The organism is Arthrobacter sp. RCC_34 (genome assembly GCF_041360795.1).
In the GTDB taxonomy this organism is placed as follows: domain Bacteria; phylum Actinomycetota; class Actinomycetes; order Actinomycetales; family Micrococcaceae; genus Arthrobacter_E.
On the sequence record NZ_JBFUPW010000001.1, the window covers coordinates 971,674 to 991,334 of the forward strand.

The window sequence follows — 19,661 nt, forward strand, 5'->3', positions numbered from 1 at the left end:
GATGCTGCTGTTCCGCCGGTAGGCGCTGTTTTCTGGCGGTGCTGCTCAGTCGGAGGCGCCGAACCAACCGCTGGGCGCAGGCTGGATGTTCTGCCAGATGTGTTTGGCCTCGCGGTACTCATTGAGCCCGGCGCGTCCGAGTTCCCGTCCGATGCCCGACTTGCCGAACCCGCCCCATTCGGCCTGCGGGACGTACGGGTGGTAGTCGTTGATCCAGATGGTCCCGTGCCGCAGAGCGCCGGCGACCCGCTGTGCCTTCGACGCGTCCGAGGTCCACACCGCGCCCGCCAGGCCGTACTCGGTGTCGTTGGCGATCGCCACCGCCTCGTCCTCGGTGCGGAACGTCTCGACGGTCAGCACGGGACCGAAGGACTCCTCCTGCAGCACGCTCATGCCGGAACGGCAGTTGCCGAGCACGGTGGGCGGGTAGAAGAAACCGTCGGCGAGCGGGCCGTCGTCGGGGATGAAGCCGCCGCAGAGCAGCTCGGCCCCTTCGGCGATGCCGGCCTGGACGTAGGCGTGGACCTGGTCACGGTGCTTGGCGGAGATGAGCGGACCGGTCTCGGCGTCGGCGTCGAACGGGCCGCCCATCCGGATCTTCTGAGCGCGCTCCACGATCTCGGCGACGAAGCGGTCCGCGATGCTCTCCTCGACGACGAGACGGGCGCCGGCCGAGCAGACCTGGCCGGAGTGCAGGAACACCGCGGTCAGGGCGTTGTCCAGCGCCGCGTCCCAATCGGCGTCGGCGAAGACGACGTTCGGGTTCTTCCCGCCGAGTTCGAAGGCGATGCGCTTCACGGTCTCGGCCGCGGACGCCATGATGGTCTGACCGGTGGCCAGGCTTCCCGTCATGGAGACGAGATCCACCCGTGGATCGGAGCTCAGCACCGGCCCGACCTTGGAGCCGCTCCCCGTGACCAGGTTCGCGACGCCGGCCGGGACGCCGGCCTCCGCCAGCGTCTCCATGAGCAGGATGGACGTCGAGGGGGTCAGCTCGCTGGGCTTGAGCACGAAGGAGTTGCCTGCCACGAGTGCCGGGGCCACCTTCCAGGCGGCCTGGAGGAGCGGGTAGTTCCACGGCGCGATGAGGGCGCAGACGCCGAGCGGTTCGTACACCACGCGGCTGATGGCGTTCGGCAGCCCGGTGTCGATCACGCGGCCGGCGTCCAGACCCGCGATCTTGCCGTAATACCGGAAACAGGAGGCGATGTCGTCGATGTCGTACTCGGCCTCGACCAGGCGCTTGCCTGTGTCCAGGGCCTCGGCCCGCGCGTATGCGGCCTTGTCGCGTTCGAGGAGGCTCGCGATCTTCAGGAGGACCTCGCCGCGCTCGATGTCGGTCTTGCGGCGCCACGGGCCCTCGTCGAAGGCGGTGCGCGCGCTGGCGATCGCCCGCTCGGCGTCCTCGACGGTGGAAGACACGACGACGGCGACCTCCCGCCCGTCCGCCGGACAGCGCACGGTGGTGGTCCCGCCGTCGGCGGCCTGCTGCCAGGAGCCGTCGATGTACAGGCCCCGGATGGTCGTGGTCTCGGTGGGTGTCACGGTCATCTTCTCAACCCTTCACTGACTGGCCGTTGGCGGACTGATCCCGCTCGAGCGGGGTGACGCCGTGGCGGTAGAACTCGGTGTGCTGCGCGGCGAGCGGCTCATTGCCCAGGATGAGGTCCGCGGCCCGCTCGGCCAGCATCATGACCGGTGCGTAGATGTTGCCGTTGGTCACGTACGGCATGGCGGAGGCGTCCACGACGCGCAGGCCCTTGGTGCCGTGCACGCGCATGGTGAGTGGATCCACCACCGCCATCGGGTCCGAGGCCGGGCCCATCTTGGCGGTGCACGACGGGTGCAGGGCGGTCTCCGCGTCCTTGGCGACCCAGTCGAGGATCTCCTGGTCCGTCTGGACGCGGGCGCCGGGGGAGATCTCGCCGCCGTTGTACGGTGCCATGGCGGACTGGCCGAGGATGTCGCGCGAGATGCGGATGGCTTCGACCCACTCGCGGCGATCCTGGTCGGTCGACAGGTAGTTGAAGATCATGGACGGGTGCACGGTCGGGTCCGAGGAGCGGATCTTCAGGCTGCCACGGGCATCGGAGTACATGGGGCCGATGTGGACCTGGTAGCCGTGCTTGGCTTCGGCCTTCTGACCGTCGTAGCGCACCGCCACCGGCAGGAAGTGGAACATGAGGTTGGGGTAGGCCACGTCCTCGTTGGACCGGACGAATCCGCCGCCCTCGAAGTGGTTGGTGGCCGCGGGACCCTTCCGGCCGAGGAGCCACTGCAGACCGATGAACGGCATGCGCCACACGTCGAGGGCCGGCTGCATGGAGACCGGCTGGGTGCAGGCGTGCTGGATGTAGACCTCGAGGTGGTCCTGCAGGTTCTCGCCGACGCCGGGGAGGTTGACCACGGACTTGATGCCGAAGTTCCGGAGGTGCTGCGCGTCGCCCACGCCGGAGAGCTGCAGCAGCTGCGGGGTGTTGATGGCGCCGCCGGAGAGGATCACCTCGCCGGCGTTGACGGTGTGCGTCTTGCCGTTGTGCCGGTAGGTGACACCGGTGGCGGTGTCGCCGCTGAAGTTGACCTTGGTGACGAACGCGCGGGTCTGCACGGTCAGGTTCGAGCGGCCACGGTTCGGACGGAGATAGGCACGGGAGGCGGAGAGGCGCTGGCCCTTGTGGACGTTGCGGTCGAAGGGCGCGAAACCCTCCTGGCGGTAGCCGTTCACGTCGTCGGTGAGAGGGAAGCCGGCCTGCTGGGCGGCCTGGAAGAACGCGCCGAAAAGGGGGTTGGTGGCAGGACCGCGTTCCAGGACGAGGGGGCCGTCATGGCCGCGGAACTCGTCGTCCGGATCCGCGGCGAGGGTGGTCTCCATGCGGCGGAAGTAGGGGAGACAGTGGGCGTAGTCCCACGTCTCCATCCCGGCGTCGGCGCCCCAGCGCTCGTAGTCCAGGGGATTGCCGCGCTGGAAGATCATGCCGTTGATGGAGCTGGAGCCGCCGAGCACCTTGCCGCGGGCGTGGGCCACGCGACGGCCGCCCATGTGCGGTTCGGGGTCCGATTCGTAGCGCCAGTCGTAGAACGGGTTGCCGCTGGGGAAGGTCAGTGCCGCGGGCATCTGGATGAACAGGTCCCAGGGGTAGTCACTGCGGCCCGCTTCCAGGACCAGCACGCTGCGGGTGCCGCCCTCGCTCAGGCGGTTGGCCAGCACGGAGCCGGCGCTTCCTCCGCCCACGATCACGTAGTCGTAGCTGCTGTTGCTCATGAAGTCTCCTTGCACCTCGAGCGGAAGCACGGCATCTGCTCCGCGCGACCCACGCCGGTGTGACGCGGGTCATATTTTCGAGGTTAGCGGAGCTTGAACAAACGTTCAAGACCCAGTTTGGACGTTTGTTCAAAGGGCTGCGCGCCCGTGCCCGTCAGGCCTGTTCAGGCGCGGAAGAGGGCCGTTCGGGCGGGGCAAAAGAGCCGCGTCACATTGGCGCGGACAAGGGGGAGGAGCGCCGCTCAGTCGGCGAAGGCGATCTCTTCCGTGCGGAGGATGCTCCGCTCGATGGACGACGGGTCGATGCCCAGCAACGACGTGAGCCACATGCCGTTCTGCACCACGACGACGTCGGCCGCCCGGCCTTTGCACTGCGCGGGCGTGAGGGTGGGCTTCGCCTTGGAGATCAGCTCGGCAAGCCCATCGAGATACCGGTCGAACGCCTCGGCGTTGATGGCCGCGAACTCCTCATCGGCCTGGGCGAGGGCCCAGAGGTGGAGACGCAGGGAGAGGTACTGCGTGGTCAGGATCTCCGGCGCCGCGATGCGACGCAGCGCCGTGCGCAGCTGCTCATCGGGGGTCGCGTCGGGATCCGGGGCGACCAGGCGCAGATCGCTTTCGCTGATCCGGCCGAGCACGGCCCGGATCAGGCTCGGCTTGTCCGCGTAGTAGTAGTTCACGAGTCCGAGCGCGACGCCGGCCTCCCGGGCGACCGCTCGCATGTTGACGCCTGAGATGCCGTGGCGCGAGAGCAGCTCCAGCACCGCATCCAGAATGCGGGACTGACGGTCCACCTGCTGCCGGGAATTCACTGTGCTGGGTTCCACTCGGACAGACTATGGCGAAAATCCCCGGAGGCGCACCCACCGGCTTTCCGCGGGTCTCCGCACGACGCAGGGCACGACGCCGGGCACACCCCCGGGCGCGCGGAGAGAGCCCTCCCTGATCTCGCCGGGAGGGCTCGGGACACGCACGCACGGGCCCACTCGCGGGGGAGTGGGCCCGTGCGGGCGGCCTGTGTCAGTTCCGCACGTAGCCGTTCGGATCCAGCACGTACTTGGTGGCGGCGCCGGCGTCGAACTCGGCATATCCGCGCGGGGCGTCCTCCAGGGGGATCGCTTGCGCGTTGACCGCCTTGGCGATCTGCACCTTGTCGTGGAGGATCGCCATCATGAGCTGGCGGTTGTACTTCATGACCGGGCACTGACCCGTGGTGAAGGAGAGCGACTTCGCCCAGCCGGTGCCCAGCGACAGCAAGAGGGATCCCCGCTGGGCGGCCTCGTCGATGCCGCCGGGATCGCCGGTGACGTAAAGACCCGGGATGCCCAGCGCGCCGCCGGCGGCCGTCAGGTCCATGAGCGAGTTGAGCACGGTCGCCGGGGCCTCGTGGGAGGCGTCCTTGCCGTGCCCCCGGGCCTCGAAGCCCACGGCGTCGACACCGCAGTCGACCTCCGGCACTCCGAGCAGCTGTTCGATCTGGTCGCGGGGGTCACCCGCCCCGACGTTCACGGTCTCGCACCCGAAGGAGCGGGCCTGCGCCAGGCGGTCCTCATTCATATCCCCGACGATCACGACGGCGGCGCCCAGCAGCTGCGCCCCGGCGGCCGCCGCGAGACCCACCGGGCCGGCGCCGGCGATGTAGACGGTGGACCCCACGCCCACGCCCGCCGTGACGGCGCCGTGGAATCCTGTGGGGAAGATGTCGGAGAGCATGGTCAGATCCATGATCTTCTCCAGGGCCTGGTCCCGGTCCGGGAACTTCAGCAGATTCCAGTCCGCGTAAGGGACCAGGACGTACTCGGCCTGGCCTCCGACCCAGCCGCCCATGTCCACGTAGCCGTAGGCGCTGCCGGGGCGGTCGGGGTTCACGTTCAGGCAGATGCCGGTCTTGCGCTCCTTGCAGTTGCGGCAGCGGCCGCAGGAGATGTTGAAGGGGACCGAGACGATGTCGCCGACCTTGAGGAACTCGACGTCGGGCCCCACCTCGATCACCTCGCCCGTGATCTCGTGACCCAGGACGAGGTCCTGGGGAGCCGTGGTGCGTCCGCGGACCATGTGCTGGTCCGAGCCGCAGATGTTGGTGGTGACGGTCCGCAGGATCGCACCGTGCGGGACCTTGCGGCCCACATTGAGCGGGTTGACCCCCGGCCCGTCCTTCAATTCGAACGTCGGGTACTCGGTGTCGATGACCTCCACGACTCCGGGCGCTTTGTAGGCTACTGCTCTGTTTCCTGACATGCGCTGCTCTCCATTCTGTTGATGTGGCGAACCCGGGGCGGAGCCGCGGACGGCTCCACCCCGGGGACGTTTATTTGAGCCAGGCCGCCACCTTGTCCGGGTTGGCGTCGATCCACTTCTTGGCCGCGGCCTCCGGGCTCATGCCGTCCTTCGCGATGTAACCGGCGACGGCGTTCTGGTCCTCGTTGGTCCACGTGAAGTTCTTCACCAGCTTGTAAGCCGGGCTCCCGGAGGAGGCGAACTTGCTCGAGGCGATCTTGTTCAGCTCGTACTTCGGGTAGTCACAGGCCACCTTCGCGGCGTCGGCGTCGCAGCCGGCCGTGTAGGCGGGCAGGTTGACCTTCACCAGCGGCACCTCGTTGAGGAACCACTGGGGCTCGTAGAAGTAGCCGAGGAGCGGGGTGTGCTTCTGCTCCGCCTGACGGAACGCCTGGATCAGGGCGGGCTCACTGCCCGCGTAGACCACCTTGAAGTTCAGGTTCAGGTTCTTGACCAGGGCCTCGTCATTGGTGACGTAGGAGGGGTCGCCGTCGAGCAGCTGTCCCTTGCCGCCCGACTCCGAGGTCTTGAACAGATCGGCGTACTTGTTCAGGTTCTTGTAGTCCGTGATGTCCGGGTACTGCTTGGCCATCCATGGCGGAACGTACCAGCCGATCACACCGGTGTTGCCGGTGGGTCCGGCGTCCACCGCGGTCTTCTGCTGCTCGATGTACTTCTTGCTCAGTTCGGGGTGGCCCCAGTTCTCCAGGACGACGTCCACTTCGCCGCTGCCGAAGCCCTGCCAGGCGACTTCCTCTTTCAGCGTCTTGTAGTTGACGGTGCAGCCGAGCTTCTCCTTGGCGTCCGTGCCGACCACATAGGCGTCCGCCTCGTAGCCCACCCAGGGGTTCACGGCGACGTTGAAGGCGCCGCAGGCCGCGGCCGCTCCGGACGAGGAGCCCGCCGAGGAGATGTCCCCGCCGCAGGCCGTGAGTCCGAGCAGGCCCGTCATGAAGACCGCGGCGAGGGCCGTGTTCCTCAAGCGTGCTGCGCCCCCACGCTGGTGATTCGTTTTCTTCATGGCATTTTCCTTTGTCAGTCCCGGCCCAGACGGGCCGCGGTGTATTTGGTGATGCGGTCGAGCATGACGCCCAGTGCGGTGATCGAGATGCCGGCGGCCAGGCCCTTGCCGAAGAGCTGGGACTGCGAGAAGCCGGCGACCACGAGATACCCGAGTCCGCCGCCGCCCACCAGGCCGCCGACCACGACCATGGACAGCACGTAGAGGAGGCCCTGATTCGCGGCGAGCACGACGGCGGAGCGGGACATGGGCAGCTGAACCTTGGAGATCATCTGCCAGGACGTGGTGCCCATGGACTCGGACGCCTCCACCGTGACGGGGGAGACTCCCCGGATCCCGTCGGCCACGAGCTTGGTGGCGATGGGCACGCCGTAGCAGAACGCCGCGATGATGGCGGTGAAACGGGTCGGTCCGAAGAGCGCCAGTGCCGGGACCAGGTAGACGAACGACGGGATGGTCTGGAGCGCGTCCAGGACCGGCCGGATAACCGAGTCCACCACCTTGCTCCGCCCCATCCAGACGCCCAGCGCCATGGCCGCGATGATGACCAGGAGGGTGGCCACCAGGGTCGTGGCCAGGGTCTTCATGCTCTCGTTCCAGAGGCCCGTTCCGAGGATGACCGCCTCGCAGACCAGCGTCACGGCGGCGGCACGCATTCCACCGAGGGCCAGGGCGACACCCAGCAGGACGATCACCATGACCCACCACGGCGCCTGCGCCAGGAGGGATTGCAGCGGGTCCACCAGAAGCGCCGTCACGGTGTCCTTGAGCCAGCCGGTGAAGCCGGCGAAGGTGGAGACGACCCATTGGGTGGCGGCGGAGATGGCGTTCGCCAGTGGGGTTCCGAGGTCCGGAGAGGACGGGAACTTGGCGAGCGCCAGGTAGCTGTGCGAGAGGTAGACCGCGATCGCCGCCACGACGGCTCCCGCGGTGACGAGGAACCGGCGCTTGCGCGGTCCGGGCATGAGGCCCGAGCGGGAGCGCTTCTGGAAGCGGGCGGCGACGGCGGAGCGTTCGGAGGCGGCCGTCGTCGTGCGGTCCAGCATGACGGCCATGAGGACGATCGCGAGGCCGGAGACGAAGGCGCCGCCGACGTCGAGAGACTGCAGTGACTGGAGGACCGGCTGGCCGAGGCCGGGGCCGTTGATCAGGGCGGCGATGGTCGCCATCGAGAGGGCGGCCATGGTGCACTGGTTGATGCCGACCACGATCGTCCGCCGGGCCATGGGCAGCTGCACTTTGACGAGAGTCTGCCAGGCGGTGCCGCCCATGGAGGTCACGGCCTCGAGCGTGGTGGGGGAGACGTTCCGGATGCCGTGCTCGGTGATGCGCACCAGGGGCGGCAGGGAGTAGATGATGGTCGTGACGATCGCCGCGGCCGGGCCGATGCCGAATACCAGGGCCAGCGGCGCGAGGTAGGCGAAGGACGGCAGCGTCTGCATCAGGTCCAGCACGGGGGTGAAGATGGCGGACGCCCGCTGGCTCCTGGCCATCCAGATGCCGAGAGGCAGACCGACGATCGCGCAGAGGATCACCGCGACGAAGGTGACGATCAGGGTGTCGATGCTCTGCTGCCAGTAGCCGAAGAACCCGAAGAGCAGGACGCAGACCGTCACGAGGATCGTGGAGCGGAGCCCTGCGAAGGTGTAGCTGAGCCAGGCGAGGATCGCCACGACGCCCAGCCAGCCGACCTCCGGGACGGGACGGGTGGCGCTTCCCTGGCTGAACAGGCCCTGCAGGCCCGTGACCAGCCCGTTGACGCCGTCCGTGACGGGTTGCACCACGTACTGGAAGAAGGCCGAGGTGTCCCGGGCCGAATCGAAGGCGTCCCGGACGCTGTTGAGCCACAGGTGGATGTCGGTCTTGTCCGCGCCGCCGATCTCCAGCGTCTGGGTGCCCTTCAGCAGGGCCCAGAGGATCAGCCAGAGGACGACGACGCCGACCAGGAGCGTCCTTCGCCAGTGCCGCCGGAAGATGCTGAGCGGTGGGGCCTGGTCGACATCGGCGGCGGAGGCCGTGGTCACTTCCGCGGCGCCGGCTGGGCGTTCCGGGGCGCTCGTGGACGTGCTCACGGGGCTTCCTCGGCCACGACCACGCGCAGGATGTCGTCGTCATCCACGACTCCGAGGAAGTCCTCGCCGTCGAAGACCCGGACGGGCAGTGAGGAATGGAGGACCTGGCTGGCCGCCGAACGGACCACCTGGTCGGCCTGCATGATGGGACCGTCCAGCGCTTCGCCGGGGCGCGGCTGGCGGACCACGTAACGCAGGGTCAGGACGTGGGAGCGGGGCACTTCGGACACGAAGTCGCGGACGTAGTCGTCGGCCGGATTGGCCACCACCTCGGCGGGGGTGCCCACCTGGACGATCTCGCCGTCGCGCATGATGAGGATCCGGTCGCCGATCTTCAGGGCTTCCTGAAGGTCGTGGGTGATGAAGACCATGGTCTTGCCCACCTCTTCATGGAGGCGGACGACCTCGTTCTGCATGTCCCGGCGGATCAGGGGGTCCAGCGCGGAGAATGGTTCGTCGAAGAAGAGGACCTCGGGGTCGACGGCCAGTGCGCGGGCGAGCCCGACGCGCTGCTGCATGCCGCCGGAGAGCTGATCCGGAAAGGACTGTTCGTAGCCGGACAGCCCGACCAGCTCCACCATCTCCTGGGCCCGCGCCTGGCGCGCAGCCTTGGACTCACCACGGACCTCCAGCCCGTAGGCGACGTTGTCGATGACCTTCCGGTGCGGCAGGAGGCCGAACTGCTGGAACACCATCGACATGTGCTTGCGGCGCAGCGTCCGGAGTTTGGTCTTGCTCGCCTGGGTGACGTCCTCGCCGTTGATGGTGACCCGCCCCGCCGTCGGCTCGATGAGCCGGGTCAGGAGGCGGACGAGGGTCGACTTGCCGGAGCCCGAAAGCCCCATGATGACGAATACCTCGCCGCGGGCGACTTCGAAGGAGATGTCCTTGACGGCGGCGAGACAGCCGGTCTGGCTGAGGAGCTCCTGACGGCTGAGATCAGCCTGCGCGGTGCCCATGATCTTGTCGGCTTTGGGCCCGAAGATCTTCCATAGTCCTTCCACCCGGAGAGCGGTGTCTTCAGAGGCTGGGGCGGATCTTCCGGCAGAGGATGGTTCCGCGGTGGCCACAGTGTTCACGTCGTTCTCCTTAGCGGTTGCGGCCTCCGACTCAGGTCATCGGAGGCAACTGGAAGCAACATGCACAACTGTGACGCAACTCATATATCAGCGTCAAGGGTTCGCGGTGTAAACACTGTGTTGCGTCGAAAAGTCCAGGGAGATGGCCGTTCGCGCCGGCCGGAGCGGCGCGGAATTCCGGGGGAGATTCGCGGGAGAGGGGTCGCGCTGGGCCGAGGAGGGCCCGCTCAGAGGACCTTGCGGATCTCCGTCTCGAAGTCGGTGACGTGCGCCAGGGCGAGTTCGGCCGCACGGTCGGCGTCGCCGTCGACGATCGCCTGCAGCAAGGCCGCGTGTTCGACGATGTGCCCCGACAGTCCGGGCAGGCGCTCGATCACCAGGCACCAGATGCGGGTGGAGAGGTTGTCGTAGCGGATCAGGACATCTTCCAGGTGGGGGTTGCCCGCGGCCCGGTAGATGAGGCGGTGCACTGACATGTCCAGGCGCATGAGTTCGCTCTGCGCGTCCCCGGACTCGTCGACGGCGAGGAGCCGTTCGATGACGTCCTTCATCTCCTGCCGCACGGCGGGGGTGGCGTTCTCGGCGGCGCGACGCGCGGCGACGGGCTCCAGCACCGAGCGGATGTCCCAGATGGCGGCGAGCTCCGTGATGTCCACGCTCGTGGCGAAGGTGCCGCGCCGGGGATAGGAGACCAGGAGGTGATCGGTTTCCAGGCGTTTGATCGCCTCGCGCACGGGCGTGCGGCCCATGCCGAGCTCGGCTGCCAGGAGTCCGTCGTTCAGGGGCTCGCCGGGCCGGATGTCGAGCATGACCAGGCGGTCCTTGATCGTCTCGTACGCCTGGTCTGCGAGGGACCGTCCTGCGACTCCCGGATCCGCTGTCACGTCAGTCCTTCCTTTCCTGATGGATCGTCGTTGACATCTTCTCAGACCAACGCGATACTCGTCTTAGAACTCTGATATATCAATTAGATACTAGCCATCAGAGACCAGCCTTGTGAGGAGACCAGATGACCGAGGTTCTGACGCGTTCGCTCGCCGACACCGATCCCGACGTCAAGGCGGCCATCGACCGGGAACTCCTGCGCCAGCAGGGGACCCTGGAGATGATCGCCTCCGAGAACTTCGCGCCGCTCGCGGTCATGGAGGCTCAGGGATCGGTCCTCACCAACAAATACGCCGAGGGGTACCCCGGAAAGCGTTATTACGGGGGCTGCGAGCACGTCGACGTCATCGAGCAGCTGGCGATCGACCGCGTCAAAGCCCTCTTCGGCGCGGAGGCCGCCAACGTCCAGCCCCACTCCGGGGCCCAGGCCAACGCCGCCGCGATGTTCGCTCTCCTGGATCCGGGAGACACCATCCTCGGCCTCTCCCTGGCTCACGGTGGCCACCTCACGCACGGCATGAAGATCAATTTCTCCGGCAAGCTGTACCAGGTGGTGCCGTACGAGGTGAACCGGGACACCCTGCTGATCGACATGGCCGAGGTGGAGCGCCTGGCCCTGGAGCACCGCCCCAAGCTCATCGTCGCCGGGTGGTCCGCCTACTCCCGTCAGCTGGACTTCGCCGAGTTCCGCCGCATCGCGGACCTCGTGGGCGCTTACCTCATGGTGGACATGGCCCACTTCGCCGGTCTGGTGGCCGCCGGCCTGCACCCGAATCCGGTGCCGTACGCCGACGTCGTGACCACCACGACGCACAAGACCCTTGGCGGCCCGCGCGGCGGCGTCATCCTCAGCAAGGAGTCGCTGGCCAAGAAGATCAACTCCGCCGTCTTCCCCGGCCAGCAGGGCGGCCCGCTCGAGCATGTGGTCGCCGCGAAGGCGGTCGCCTTCAAGCTCGCTGCCGAACCCGCCTTCCGTGACCGTCAGCAGCGCACGCTGGAAGGGGCGCAGATCATCGCCCGCCGCCTGCTGGCCGACGACGTCGCTCAAGCCGGCGTCTCCGTGGTCAATGGCGGAACCGATGTTCACCTCGTGCTCGTGGATCTGCGGAACTCGGAGCTGGACGGCCAGCAGGGCGAGGACCGCCTGCACCGGATCGGCATCACCGTCAACCGCAACGCGGTGCCGTTCGATCCGCGTCCGCCGATGGTCTCCTCCGGTCTGCGCATCGGCACGCCGGCGCTCTCCGCCCGCGGCTTCGGCGCCGCCGAGTTCACCGAGGTGGCGGACATCATCGCCGCCGCCCTGAAGCCGGACTTCAGCGACGAGCTCGCCGAGGAACTCAGCGCCCGCGTCCGCGTCCTGGCGGACAAGCACCCCCTCTACCCGAACCTGAACGCCGAGAACGGAGCGCTCTGATGGCGGATCTGCTGCCCGAACACCCGGATTTCCTCTGGCGGAACCCGGACCCCAAGCCCTCCTACGACGCGATCATCGTCGGCGGTGGCGGGCACGGTCTGGCCACCGCCTACTACCTCGCCAAGCACCACGGCATGACGAACATCGCCATCCTGGAACGCGGCTGGCTCGCCGGCGGCAACATGGCCCGCAACACCACGATCATCCGCTCCAACTACCTCTGGGATGAGTCGGCGGCCATTTACGAGCACTCCCTGCGCCTCTGGGAGGCCCTGCCAGAGGAACTCGAATACGACTTCCTGTTCAGTCAGCGCGGCGTCATGAACCTGGCGCACACGCTCCAGGACGTGCGGGAGTCCGTGCGGCGCGTGGGCGCCAACAAGCTCAACGGGGTCGACGCCGAATGGCTGGAACCGGAGCAGGTCAAGGAACTCTGCCCCATCCTGAACATCGGCCAGGACATCCGCTACCCGGTCCTCGGCGCCACCTACCAGCCGCGCGCCGGCATCGCCAAGCACGACCACGTCGCCTGGGCCTTCGCCCGCAAGGCCGACGAGCTGGGCGTGGACATCATCCAGAACTGCGAAGTCACCGGGTTCCTGAAGGACGGCAACCGCGTGGTGGGCGTCCAGACCAACCGGGGGACCATCCACGCCGGGAAGGTGGCCCTGTGCGCCGCCGGGCACTCCTCGGTGCTGGCGAAGATGGCCGGCTTCGATCTGCCGATCCAGTCCCACCCCCTCCAGGCCCTCGTCTCCGAGCTGCACGAGATAGTCCACCCGACGGTTGTGATGTCGAATCACGTCCACGTGTACGTCTCCCAGGCCCACAAGGGCGAGCTCGTGATGGGCGCCGGCATCGACTCCTACAACGGCTACGGCCAGCGCGGCGGCTTCCACGTCATCGAGGAGCAGATGGCCGCCGCCGTCGAACTGTTCCCGGTGTTCGCCCGCGCTCATCTGCTCCGCACCTGGGGCGGCATCGTGGACGTCACCCTGGACGCCTCGCCGATCGTCGGCAAGTCGCCCGTGGAGAACCTGTACGTGAACTGCGGCTGGGGGACCGGAGGCTTCAAGGGGACCCCGGGAGCCGGCTGGACCATGGCCCACACGATCGCCACGGACGAGCCCCATGCGCTGAACGCCCCGTTCGCCCTGGAGCGCTTCGAGACCGGCGCCCTCATCGACGAGCACGGCGCGGCCGCCGTCGCTCACTGACCCCACGAAAGGAGCCGAGCCATGCTGCTCATCACCTGCCCGAACTGCGGGCCGCGCGACGAGACCGAGTTCCATTACGGGGGACAGGCGCACGTCCCGTATCCCGAGGACCCCAGCGCCCTGAGCGACGCCGAATGGTCGCGGTACCTGTTCTACCGCGAGAACCCCAAGGGCCTGTTCGCCGAGCGCTGGGTCCACAGCGCCGGCTGCCGCAAGTGGTTCAACGCCCTCCGCGACACCGTGACGTACGAGTTCAAGACCATCTACACAGGGGAGAAACCCCTCACCGCCGGCGCGAAAGGAGACTCCCAGTGAGCACCGCAGAGTCCGCCCAGCCGTTCCGCCTCCCCGCGGACCGGGCACCGCACGCCCGCATCTCCCGTGAGGACGCGCTCCGCTTCACAGTGGACGGCGCCGAGTACACCGGTCACGCCGGTGACACGGTCGCCTCCGCGCTGATCGCCCACGGGGTGGTCGAAGCGGCGCCGTCCCTGTACCTGGGCCGTCCCCGCGGCATCCTGGCCGCCGGGGTCGAAGAGCCGAACGCCCTGCTCAAGGTCAAGGACCGGGGCGCCGGCGGCGTGGACGAGTCCATGCTCCCCGCCACGATCGTCGAGCTGACGGACGGTCTGGACGCCGAATACCTGTCCGGCCTCGGCAAGCTGGACCCCCGCAAGGATGAGGCCTACTACGACAAGAAGCACGTCCACACGGATGTGCTGGTCATCGGCGCGGGCCCGGCGGGCCTGTCCGCGGCACGCCAGGCCGCCGCCACCGGCGCCCGCGTCATCCTGATCGACGACCAGCCCGAGCTGGGCGGTTCGCTGCTCTCGGCTCCCGGCGAGACCGTCGACGGCGTGCCCGCACCCGAGTGGATCGCCGCGGCCGCCGCGGAACTCGCCGCCGCCGAGGAGGTCACGGTGCTGACCCGCACCAACGCCTTCGGCTCCTACGACTCCAACTACGTGATCGCCCTGGAGTCCCGGACCGATCACCTCGGCACCGAGCGGGCCCGCGAGCTGGACGCCCAGGGCGTGTCCCGGCAGCGGCTCTGGCACATCCGGGCCGGCCAGGTCGTGCTCGCGACCGGCGCCCACGAGCGGCCGCTCGTCTTCGCGGACAACGACCGTCCCGGCATCATGCTCGCCTCCGCGGTGCGCACGTACCTCAACCGGTACGGTGTGGCGCCCGGCAGTCGGGCCGTGGTCTTCACCACGAACGACTCCGCGTACGAGACGGTCCGTGACCTGGCGTCCGCCGGGGTTCCCGTGGCGGCCGTCGTCGACGCCCGCGCGGAGAGGAGCGACGCCGCCTTGACAGCCGAGGCGGCCGGTGTGCGGGTGATCAGCGGGGCCGCCGTCTGCGGCACCGAGGCGGACGGGCCGACCGGCCGGGTGAGCGCCGTCGTCGTCCGCTCGCTTGATGCCGACGGCTCGCTCAGCGGCGAGCCCGAGCGGATCGAGGCCGATCTCCTGGCCGTCTCCGGCGGCTGGAGCCCGGTGGTCCATCTCTTCAGCCAGCGGCAGGGCAAGCTGCGCTGGGACGAGGAACTGGCCGGTTTCGTGCCGGCGAGCACGGTCAAGGCGCAGCAGATCGTGGGTGCGGCCCGCGGGTCGTACCGTCTGGCGGACTGCGCCTCCGAAGGCGCCCACGCCGGCGCCGTGGCCGCGTTCAACGCAGGCTTCGTGACCGAGGCCGGAGCCCATGCGTCCGCCCTGTCCAGCCACGCGCCGTCGGCCGACGCGCCGACGCGCCAGCTCTGGCTGGTGCCCGGCGCCGAAGGTGGGCCGGGGGAGTGGAAGACCCACTTCGTGGACCAGCAGCGGGACCAGAGCGTGGCCGACGTCCTGCGTGCGACCGGAGCCGGCATGCGGTCCGTGGAGCACATCAAGCGCTACACCTCGATCTCCACCGCCAACGACCAGGGCAAGACTTCCGGCGTCAACGCAATCGGCGTCATCGCCGCGGCCCTGAAGGACGCCCAGGGCGGGGTGCCGGAGAACCTCGGTTCCATCGGCACCACCACCTTCCGGGCCCCCTACGCCCCCGTGGCTTTCGCGGCCATGGCCGGACGGAAGCGCGGCGATCTGTTCGATCCGGAACGGATCACCTCGATCCACCCCTGGCATGTGGCCCACGGCGCCGAGTTCGAGTTCGTCGGCCAGTGGCTGCGCCCCTGGTACTTCCCACAGCCGGGGGAGTCGATGGACGAGGCCGTGCTCCGCGAGTGCCGGGCCGTCCGCGAATCGGTCGGTTTCATGGACGCCACCACGCTCGGCAAGATCGAGATCTGGGGCGCCGACGCCGGCGAGTTCCTGAACCGCATCTACACCAACGCGTTCAAGAAGCTCGCGCCGGGCATGGGCCGCTACGGCGTCATGTGCGGACCGGACGGCATGATGTTCGACGACGGCGTGACCCTCCGCCTCGACGAGGACCGCTTCTTCATGACCACCACCACCGGCGGGGCCGCGAAGGTCCTCGACTGGCTGGAGGAGTGGCACCAGACGGAGTGGCCCGGCCTGGACGTGAACTTCACGTCCGTCACGGAACAGGTCACCACGGTGGCCGTCGTCGGCCCGAAGTCCCGCGACGTCATCGCGAAGGTCGCCCCCGCGCTCGACGTGGACAACGACGCCTTCCCCTTCATGGCGTGGCGCGAGACCACTCTGGCCTCGGGGATCCCCGCCCGCGTCTGCCGTATCTCCTTCTCCGGCGAGCTGGCTTTCGAAATCAACGTGGCCACCTGGTACGGCCTGCAGGTCTGGGAAGACGTGGCCGAGGCCGGAGCCGAGTTCGGGATCACCCCGTACGGCACGGAGACCATGCACGTGCTCCGCGCCGAGAAGGGCTACCCGATCGTCGGCCAGGACACGGACGGCACGGTGACCCCGCAGGACGCCGGCATGGAGTGGATCGTCTCGAAGGCGAAGGACTTCGTGGGCAAGCGTTCCTACGCGCGGCTCGACACTGCACGCACGGACCGCAAGCACATGGTCTCGCTGCTCCCGGTGGACCACTCGTTCCGGCTGCCGGAGGGTACGCAGGTGGTCGAACAGGGCATCTCGCTCAACCCGGCGTACGGCCCGGTCCCGATGCTGGGACACGTGACGTCCAGCTACCACTCGGCCGCGCTGGGACGTTCCTTCGCGCTGGCCCTGATCAAGAACGGCCGGAACCGCATCGGCGAGAAGCTCACCGCCGTCGCCGGGGACCGGATCGTGGAAGTCCTGGTCGGTGACACCGTCCTTTACGACCCTGAAGGGAAGCGCCGTGATGGCTGAGATGATTTCCGAGGCAACCCTGGCCGATGCCGCGAGCCTGCGGCGCAGCCCGGCCGCGCAGCTCGCGGAGGCCTTCGCAGCCGCAGGCGTGGCCGGCGAACGGGGCGTGACCCTCCGGGAGATCCCGTTCCTGACCCAGCTGGGCCTCCGTGCCGTGCCGGGATCCGCTGCGGCCGCGGCCGTGGAGGCGGCGCTGGGCTTCCCGCTCCCGTCCGGTCATGGGAGCACGACGGCGGGCGGCGGCTACACCGTCCTGTGGATCGGCCCCGACGAGTTCCTCGCGGTCGGTGACGAGAGCACTGCCGGCCTGGACCGCGGTCCGGCGGAGGCGGGACGGCTCGCCGCGACCCTCGGCGAGCCGGGCTCCCGGCTGCCGGGCGCCGTCGTCGACCTTTCGGCGAACCGCACGACCTTCGAACTGAGTGGTCCGAGCGCCCGCCTGGTCCTGGAGAAGGGCGTCTCCTTCGATCTGCACCCGCGGTCCTTCCCCGCAGGTCAGGCGATTGTCACGGTGCTGGACCACGTTCCGGTGCTGGTGTGGAAGACGGGCGCGGAGACGTTCAGGGTGCTGCCCCGGGCGTCGTTCGCCGATCATGTGGGCCGCTGGCTCGTGGATGCGATGCGCGAGTTCTCCGCGCCGGAGGTGTACTGAGATGACCGGACCGGAATTCGTCCTGACGCTCGACTGCGGCTGGTCCACGGGGATCGTCGCCGCGGTGTCCGGCTTCCTCGCGGAGCGGGGCTGCGACATCGAGGACATCAAGGAGTACGGCGACCGCCGTGGTGGGCACTTCTACATGCGCCTGCATTTCGAGGCGCGTGCCGGGGAGACGGCGGAGGCGCTGGCGGAGGACTTCGCCGCCGTGGCCGAGCCGTTCGGCATGACCTGGTCCCTGCGGCCCGCCGGGGAGAAGACCAAGGTGCTGCTGATGGTCTCCAAGTTCGGGCACTGCCTCAACGACCTGCTGTTCCGGGCCCGGATCGGGGAGCTGCCGGTGGAGATCGTGGCCGTGGTGTCCAATCACGAGGATCATCGCGGGCTCGTGGAGTGGCATGGCATCCCGTACCACCACATCCCGGTGACCAAGGAGAACAAGCCGGAGGCCGAGGCGGAGCTGCTCTCCGTGGTGGACCGGTACGGCGCGGAGCTGGTGGTCCTGGCCCGCTACATGCAGGTCCTCTCGGATGCGCTGGCCACCCGCATGGCCGGCCGTGTCATCAACATCCACCACTCCTTCCTGCCGTCGTTCAAGGGTGCGAAGCCGTATCACCAGGCCTGGGAGCGCGGCGTGAAGACGGTAGGCGCCACGGCGCACTACGTCAACGCCGAACTGGATGAGGGACCGATCATCGCCCAGCAGGTGATCGATGTGGACCACACCCACTCGCCCGAGGACCTGGTGGCCGTGGGCCGCGACGCCGAGTGCAAGGCCCTGTCCAACGCGGTGCGCTGGCACTGTGAAGGGCGGGTCGTGCTCAACGGGAACCGGACTGTGGTCCTGCGGTGACCCTGCTCCTCGGGACGGCCGTGGCGGAGACTGGGGTCATGGGCACACCGGCGATCCGCACAGGATCCACAGCCCGGCCGTCGCGGCCGCGCCTGATCGCGAGCGATGTGGACGGCACCATCATGGGTCCGGGTGGAGTCGTCTCCGCCCGGACCCGGGCGGCCTTCCGCCGTGCGCGTGAGGCCGGTGTGGAGGTCGTGTTCGTGACCGGCCGTCCGATCCGCTGGCTCGGACCTCTGGAGGAACAGCTCGACCACGCCGGGACGGTCATCTGCTCGAACGGCGCGGTCGTCTGGGACATGGCCCGGCGGGAGGTCGTGAGTGCTGAGGCGTTCCGGCTGGAGCAGGCCCTCCGGTTGCAGGAGCTCATCAGGGCCCTGCATCCCGAGGCGGGGTTCTCGAGTGAACTGGTGACCGGTCCGCACCGGGAGCCCGAGTTCCTCCGGTTCCATCCCGGCCTCCCCGTGGAGGACCAGGTGGTCGGGCCGCTGTCCGAGACGCTCGCGCCGGACGCCGCGGTCGTGAAGCTGCTCGCCATCTCGCCGGTGCTCAGTGCCGAGGAGTTCCACGCGCTCGTCGCCCCGGCAGTGCGAGGCCTGGCGCATGTCACCTACTCGGACGTCAACCGCCTGGCGCTCCTGGAGCTGGCCGTCCCGGGCGTCACCAAGGCGCGCACGCTGGAGAAGCACGCCGCCACGCTGGGCATCGGCGCGTCCGAGGTCATCGCCTTCGGCGACATGCCCAACGACCTCGAGATGCTCTCCTGGTCCGGCGAGGGCTACGCCATGGCGGACGGGCATCCGGAAGCGCTCGCCGCCGCGCGATTCCGGGCGCCTGCCTGCGCGGACGACGGCGTGGCGCGCGTTCTGGAGGCCGTGCTGGCACGCTGAGGCCGGCTGAGTTCAAGGCTGGGTTCCTCCGGCCGGCCGAGCCGGCTCGCCTCAGGCGAGCCGGGTCGCCCGTACCACCAGATCGTGCAGGGACAGTTCGCGCTCGGGCATCAGGACCGTGCGATGCCGTTCTTCGGCCGCGTCGATCCTCCAGCGCTCCGGATCCAGGACGGCGACCGTGTCCGCGAGGGTGACCGTGCTCTTCTCCGGGGCGTGACCGCCTTCGTGGTCGTGATCCGGTCCCTCCGCGTCGTCCGGCGCGGGGTGCCGTACCTCGGACAGGTGACCGTGCAGGTGCCCCACGATGAGCAGAGTCCCGCCCACCGTCACCCAGTCCGCGATCCTGCGGTAGAAGTCCAGCTGTGGAGTCGCCGGATGCGCGTAGTTGGTGACGACCAGGTCGAAGCGCTCGGCCGGTTCCCACGTGGTCAGGTCCGCTTCCACCCAGCTCACCCGCTCCGCGACTCCGGCCTGAGTGGCCCGTTCGGACGCCTCCCGCAGCGCGTGCGGGGAGAGGTCGGCCCCCGTCACTCGCCAGCCGTGCTCGGCGAGCCAGACCGCCTCAGTTCCCGTCCCGCAGCCGGCGTCGAGGGCCGTGCCCGGCGTCAGAGCCGACAGGTGCTCCTGGAGATACGGGTTCGCCGGGGTGGGCCGGTCCGCCGCGTCGCGCCAATGCCCGTCCCAGTACTGCTTGTCGAAGGTGTGCGTCACGTGGGGGCCTTTCATCCGGAGTCTCCTCTCAGCATCGC

The 19,661-nt window shown here is 68.8% G+C and carries 16 protein-coding genes; 7 read left to right on the plus strand and 9 right to left on the minus strand.

What is annotated here, in order from left to right; translation table 11 throughout:
- Window positions 1–45: 45 nt before the first annotated feature.
- From AB6732_RS04535 to AB6732_RS04570, 8 genes are all read right to left on the minus strand, one after another.
- Window positions 46–1,551 (minus strand): aldehyde dehydrogenase family protein, encoded by a 1,506-nt coding sequence (locus tag AB6732_RS04535; protein ID WP_370958661.1) that lies wholly within the window; start codon window positions 1,549–1,551, stop codon window positions 46–48.
- Window positions 1,552–1,555: 4 nt separating this feature from the next.
- On the minus strand, window positions 1,556–3,262 hold the full coding sequence (gene betA, locus AB6732_RS04540) for a choline dehydrogenase (RefSeq protein WP_370958663.1): 1,707 nt from the start codon (window positions 3,260–3,262) through the stop codon (window positions 1,556–1,558).
- Between the two features lie 242 nt (window positions 3,263–3,504).
- Window positions 3,505–4,089, minus strand: coding sequence for a TetR/AcrR family transcriptional regulator (locus tag AB6732_RS04545; protein ID WP_370958665.1), 585 nt, complete (start codon window positions 4,087–4,089; stop codon window positions 3,505–3,507).
- A 193-nt stretch (window positions 4,090–4,282) separates the two neighbouring features.
- The gene (gene fdhA / locus AB6732_RS04550; protein ID WP_370958667.1) at window positions 4,283–5,500 is read right to left on the minus strand and encodes a formaldehyde dehydrogenase, glutathione-independent; all 1,218 of its coding nucleotides are present in this window, start codon (window positions 5,498–5,500) and stop codon (window positions 4,283–4,285) included.
- A gap of 70 nt (window positions 5,501–5,570) precedes the next feature.
- Window positions 5,571–6,560, minus strand: a complete 990-nt coding sequence (locus tag AB6732_RS04555) for an ABC transporter substrate-binding protein (protein WP_370958669.1) — start codon at window positions 6,558–6,560, stop codon at window positions 5,571–5,573.
- Window positions 6,561–6,574: 14 nt separating this feature from the next.
- On the minus strand, window positions 6,575–8,632 hold the full coding sequence (locus tag AB6732_RS04560; RefSeq protein ID WP_370958671.1) for an ABC transporter permease: 2,058 nt from the start codon (window positions 8,630–8,632) through the stop codon (window positions 6,575–6,577).
- The gene (locus AB6732_RS04565; RefSeq protein WP_370958673.1) at window positions 8,629–9,711 is read right to left on the minus strand and encodes a glycine betaine/L-proline ABC transporter ATP-binding protein; all 1,083 of its coding nucleotides are present in this window, start codon (window positions 9,709–9,711) and stop codon (window positions 8,629–8,631) included. The genes AB6732_RS04560 and AB6732_RS04565 overlap by 4 nt, the downstream gene beginning before the upstream one ends.
- Before the next feature lie 227 nt (window positions 9,712–9,938).
- Window positions 9,939–10,595, minus strand: coding sequence for a GntR family transcriptional regulator (locus AB6732_RS04570; protein ID WP_370958675.1), 657 nt, complete (start codon window positions 10,593–10,595; stop codon window positions 9,939–9,941).
- A 125-nt stretch (window positions 10,596–10,720) separates the two neighbouring features.
- On the opposite strand from AB6732_RS04570, the gene glyA reads away from it, so the two are divergent.
- From glyA to AB6732_RS04605, 7 genes are read left to right on the plus strand one after another with little or no spacing between them, the layout of a single operon-like run.
- Window positions 10,721–12,013 carry a serine hydroxymethyltransferase gene (gene glyA / locus AB6732_RS04575; RefSeq protein ID WP_307497264.1) on the plus strand — a complete coding sequence of 431 codons (1,293 nt, stop codon included), beginning with the start codon at window positions 10,721–10,723 and terminating at the stop codon, window positions 12,011–12,013.
- On the plus strand, window positions 12,013–13,230 hold the full coding sequence (locus AB6732_RS04580) for a sarcosine oxidase subunit beta family protein (RefSeq protein ID WP_370958677.1): 1,218 nt from the start codon (window positions 12,013–12,015) through the stop codon (window positions 13,228–13,230). Before glyA ends, AB6732_RS04580 begins: the two co-directional genes overlap by 1 nt.
- Window positions 13,231–13,251: 21 nt before the next feature.
- A complete protein-coding gene (locus tag AB6732_RS04585) occupies window positions 13,252–13,545 on the plus strand; it encodes a sarcosine oxidase subunit delta (RefSeq protein WP_066210618.1) in 294 nt (97 codons plus the stop codon).
- The gene (locus tag AB6732_RS04590; RefSeq protein WP_370958680.1) at window positions 13,542–16,514 is read left to right on the plus strand and encodes a sarcosine oxidase subunit alpha family protein; all 2,973 of its coding nucleotides are present in this window, start codon (window positions 13,542–13,544) and stop codon (window positions 16,512–16,514) included. The genes AB6732_RS04585 and AB6732_RS04590 overlap by 4 nt, the downstream gene beginning before the upstream one ends.
- Window positions 16,507–17,166 carry a sarcosine oxidase subunit gamma gene (locus AB6732_RS04595; RefSeq protein ID WP_370958682.1) on the plus strand — a complete coding sequence of 220 codons (660 nt, stop codon included), beginning with the start codon at window positions 16,507–16,509 and terminating at the stop codon, window positions 17,164–17,166. The genes AB6732_RS04590 and AB6732_RS04595 overlap by 8 nt, the downstream gene beginning before the upstream one ends.
- A gap of 1 nt (window position 17,167) precedes the next feature.
- The gene (gene purU, locus AB6732_RS04600; protein WP_307497259.1) at window positions 17,168–18,022 is read left to right on the plus strand and encodes a formyltetrahydrofolate deformylase; all 855 of its coding nucleotides are present in this window, start codon (window positions 17,168–17,170) and stop codon (window positions 18,020–18,022) included.
- Between the two features lie 38 nt (window positions 18,023–18,060).
- Window positions 18,061–18,912, plus strand: a complete 852-nt coding sequence (locus AB6732_RS04605; protein WP_370958685.1) for an HAD family hydrolase — start codon at window positions 18,061–18,063, stop codon at window positions 18,910–18,912.
- Window positions 18,913–18,963: 51 nt separating this feature from the next.
- Here AB6732_RS04605 and AB6732_RS04610 read toward each other — a convergent pair whose 3' ends face one another.
- On the minus strand, window positions 18,964–19,638 hold the full coding sequence (locus AB6732_RS04610) for a trans-aconitate 2-methyltransferase (RefSeq protein ID WP_370958687.1): 675 nt from the start codon (window positions 19,636–19,638) through the stop codon (window positions 18,964–18,966).
- Between the last annotated feature and the right edge of the window lie 23 nt (window positions 19,639–19,661).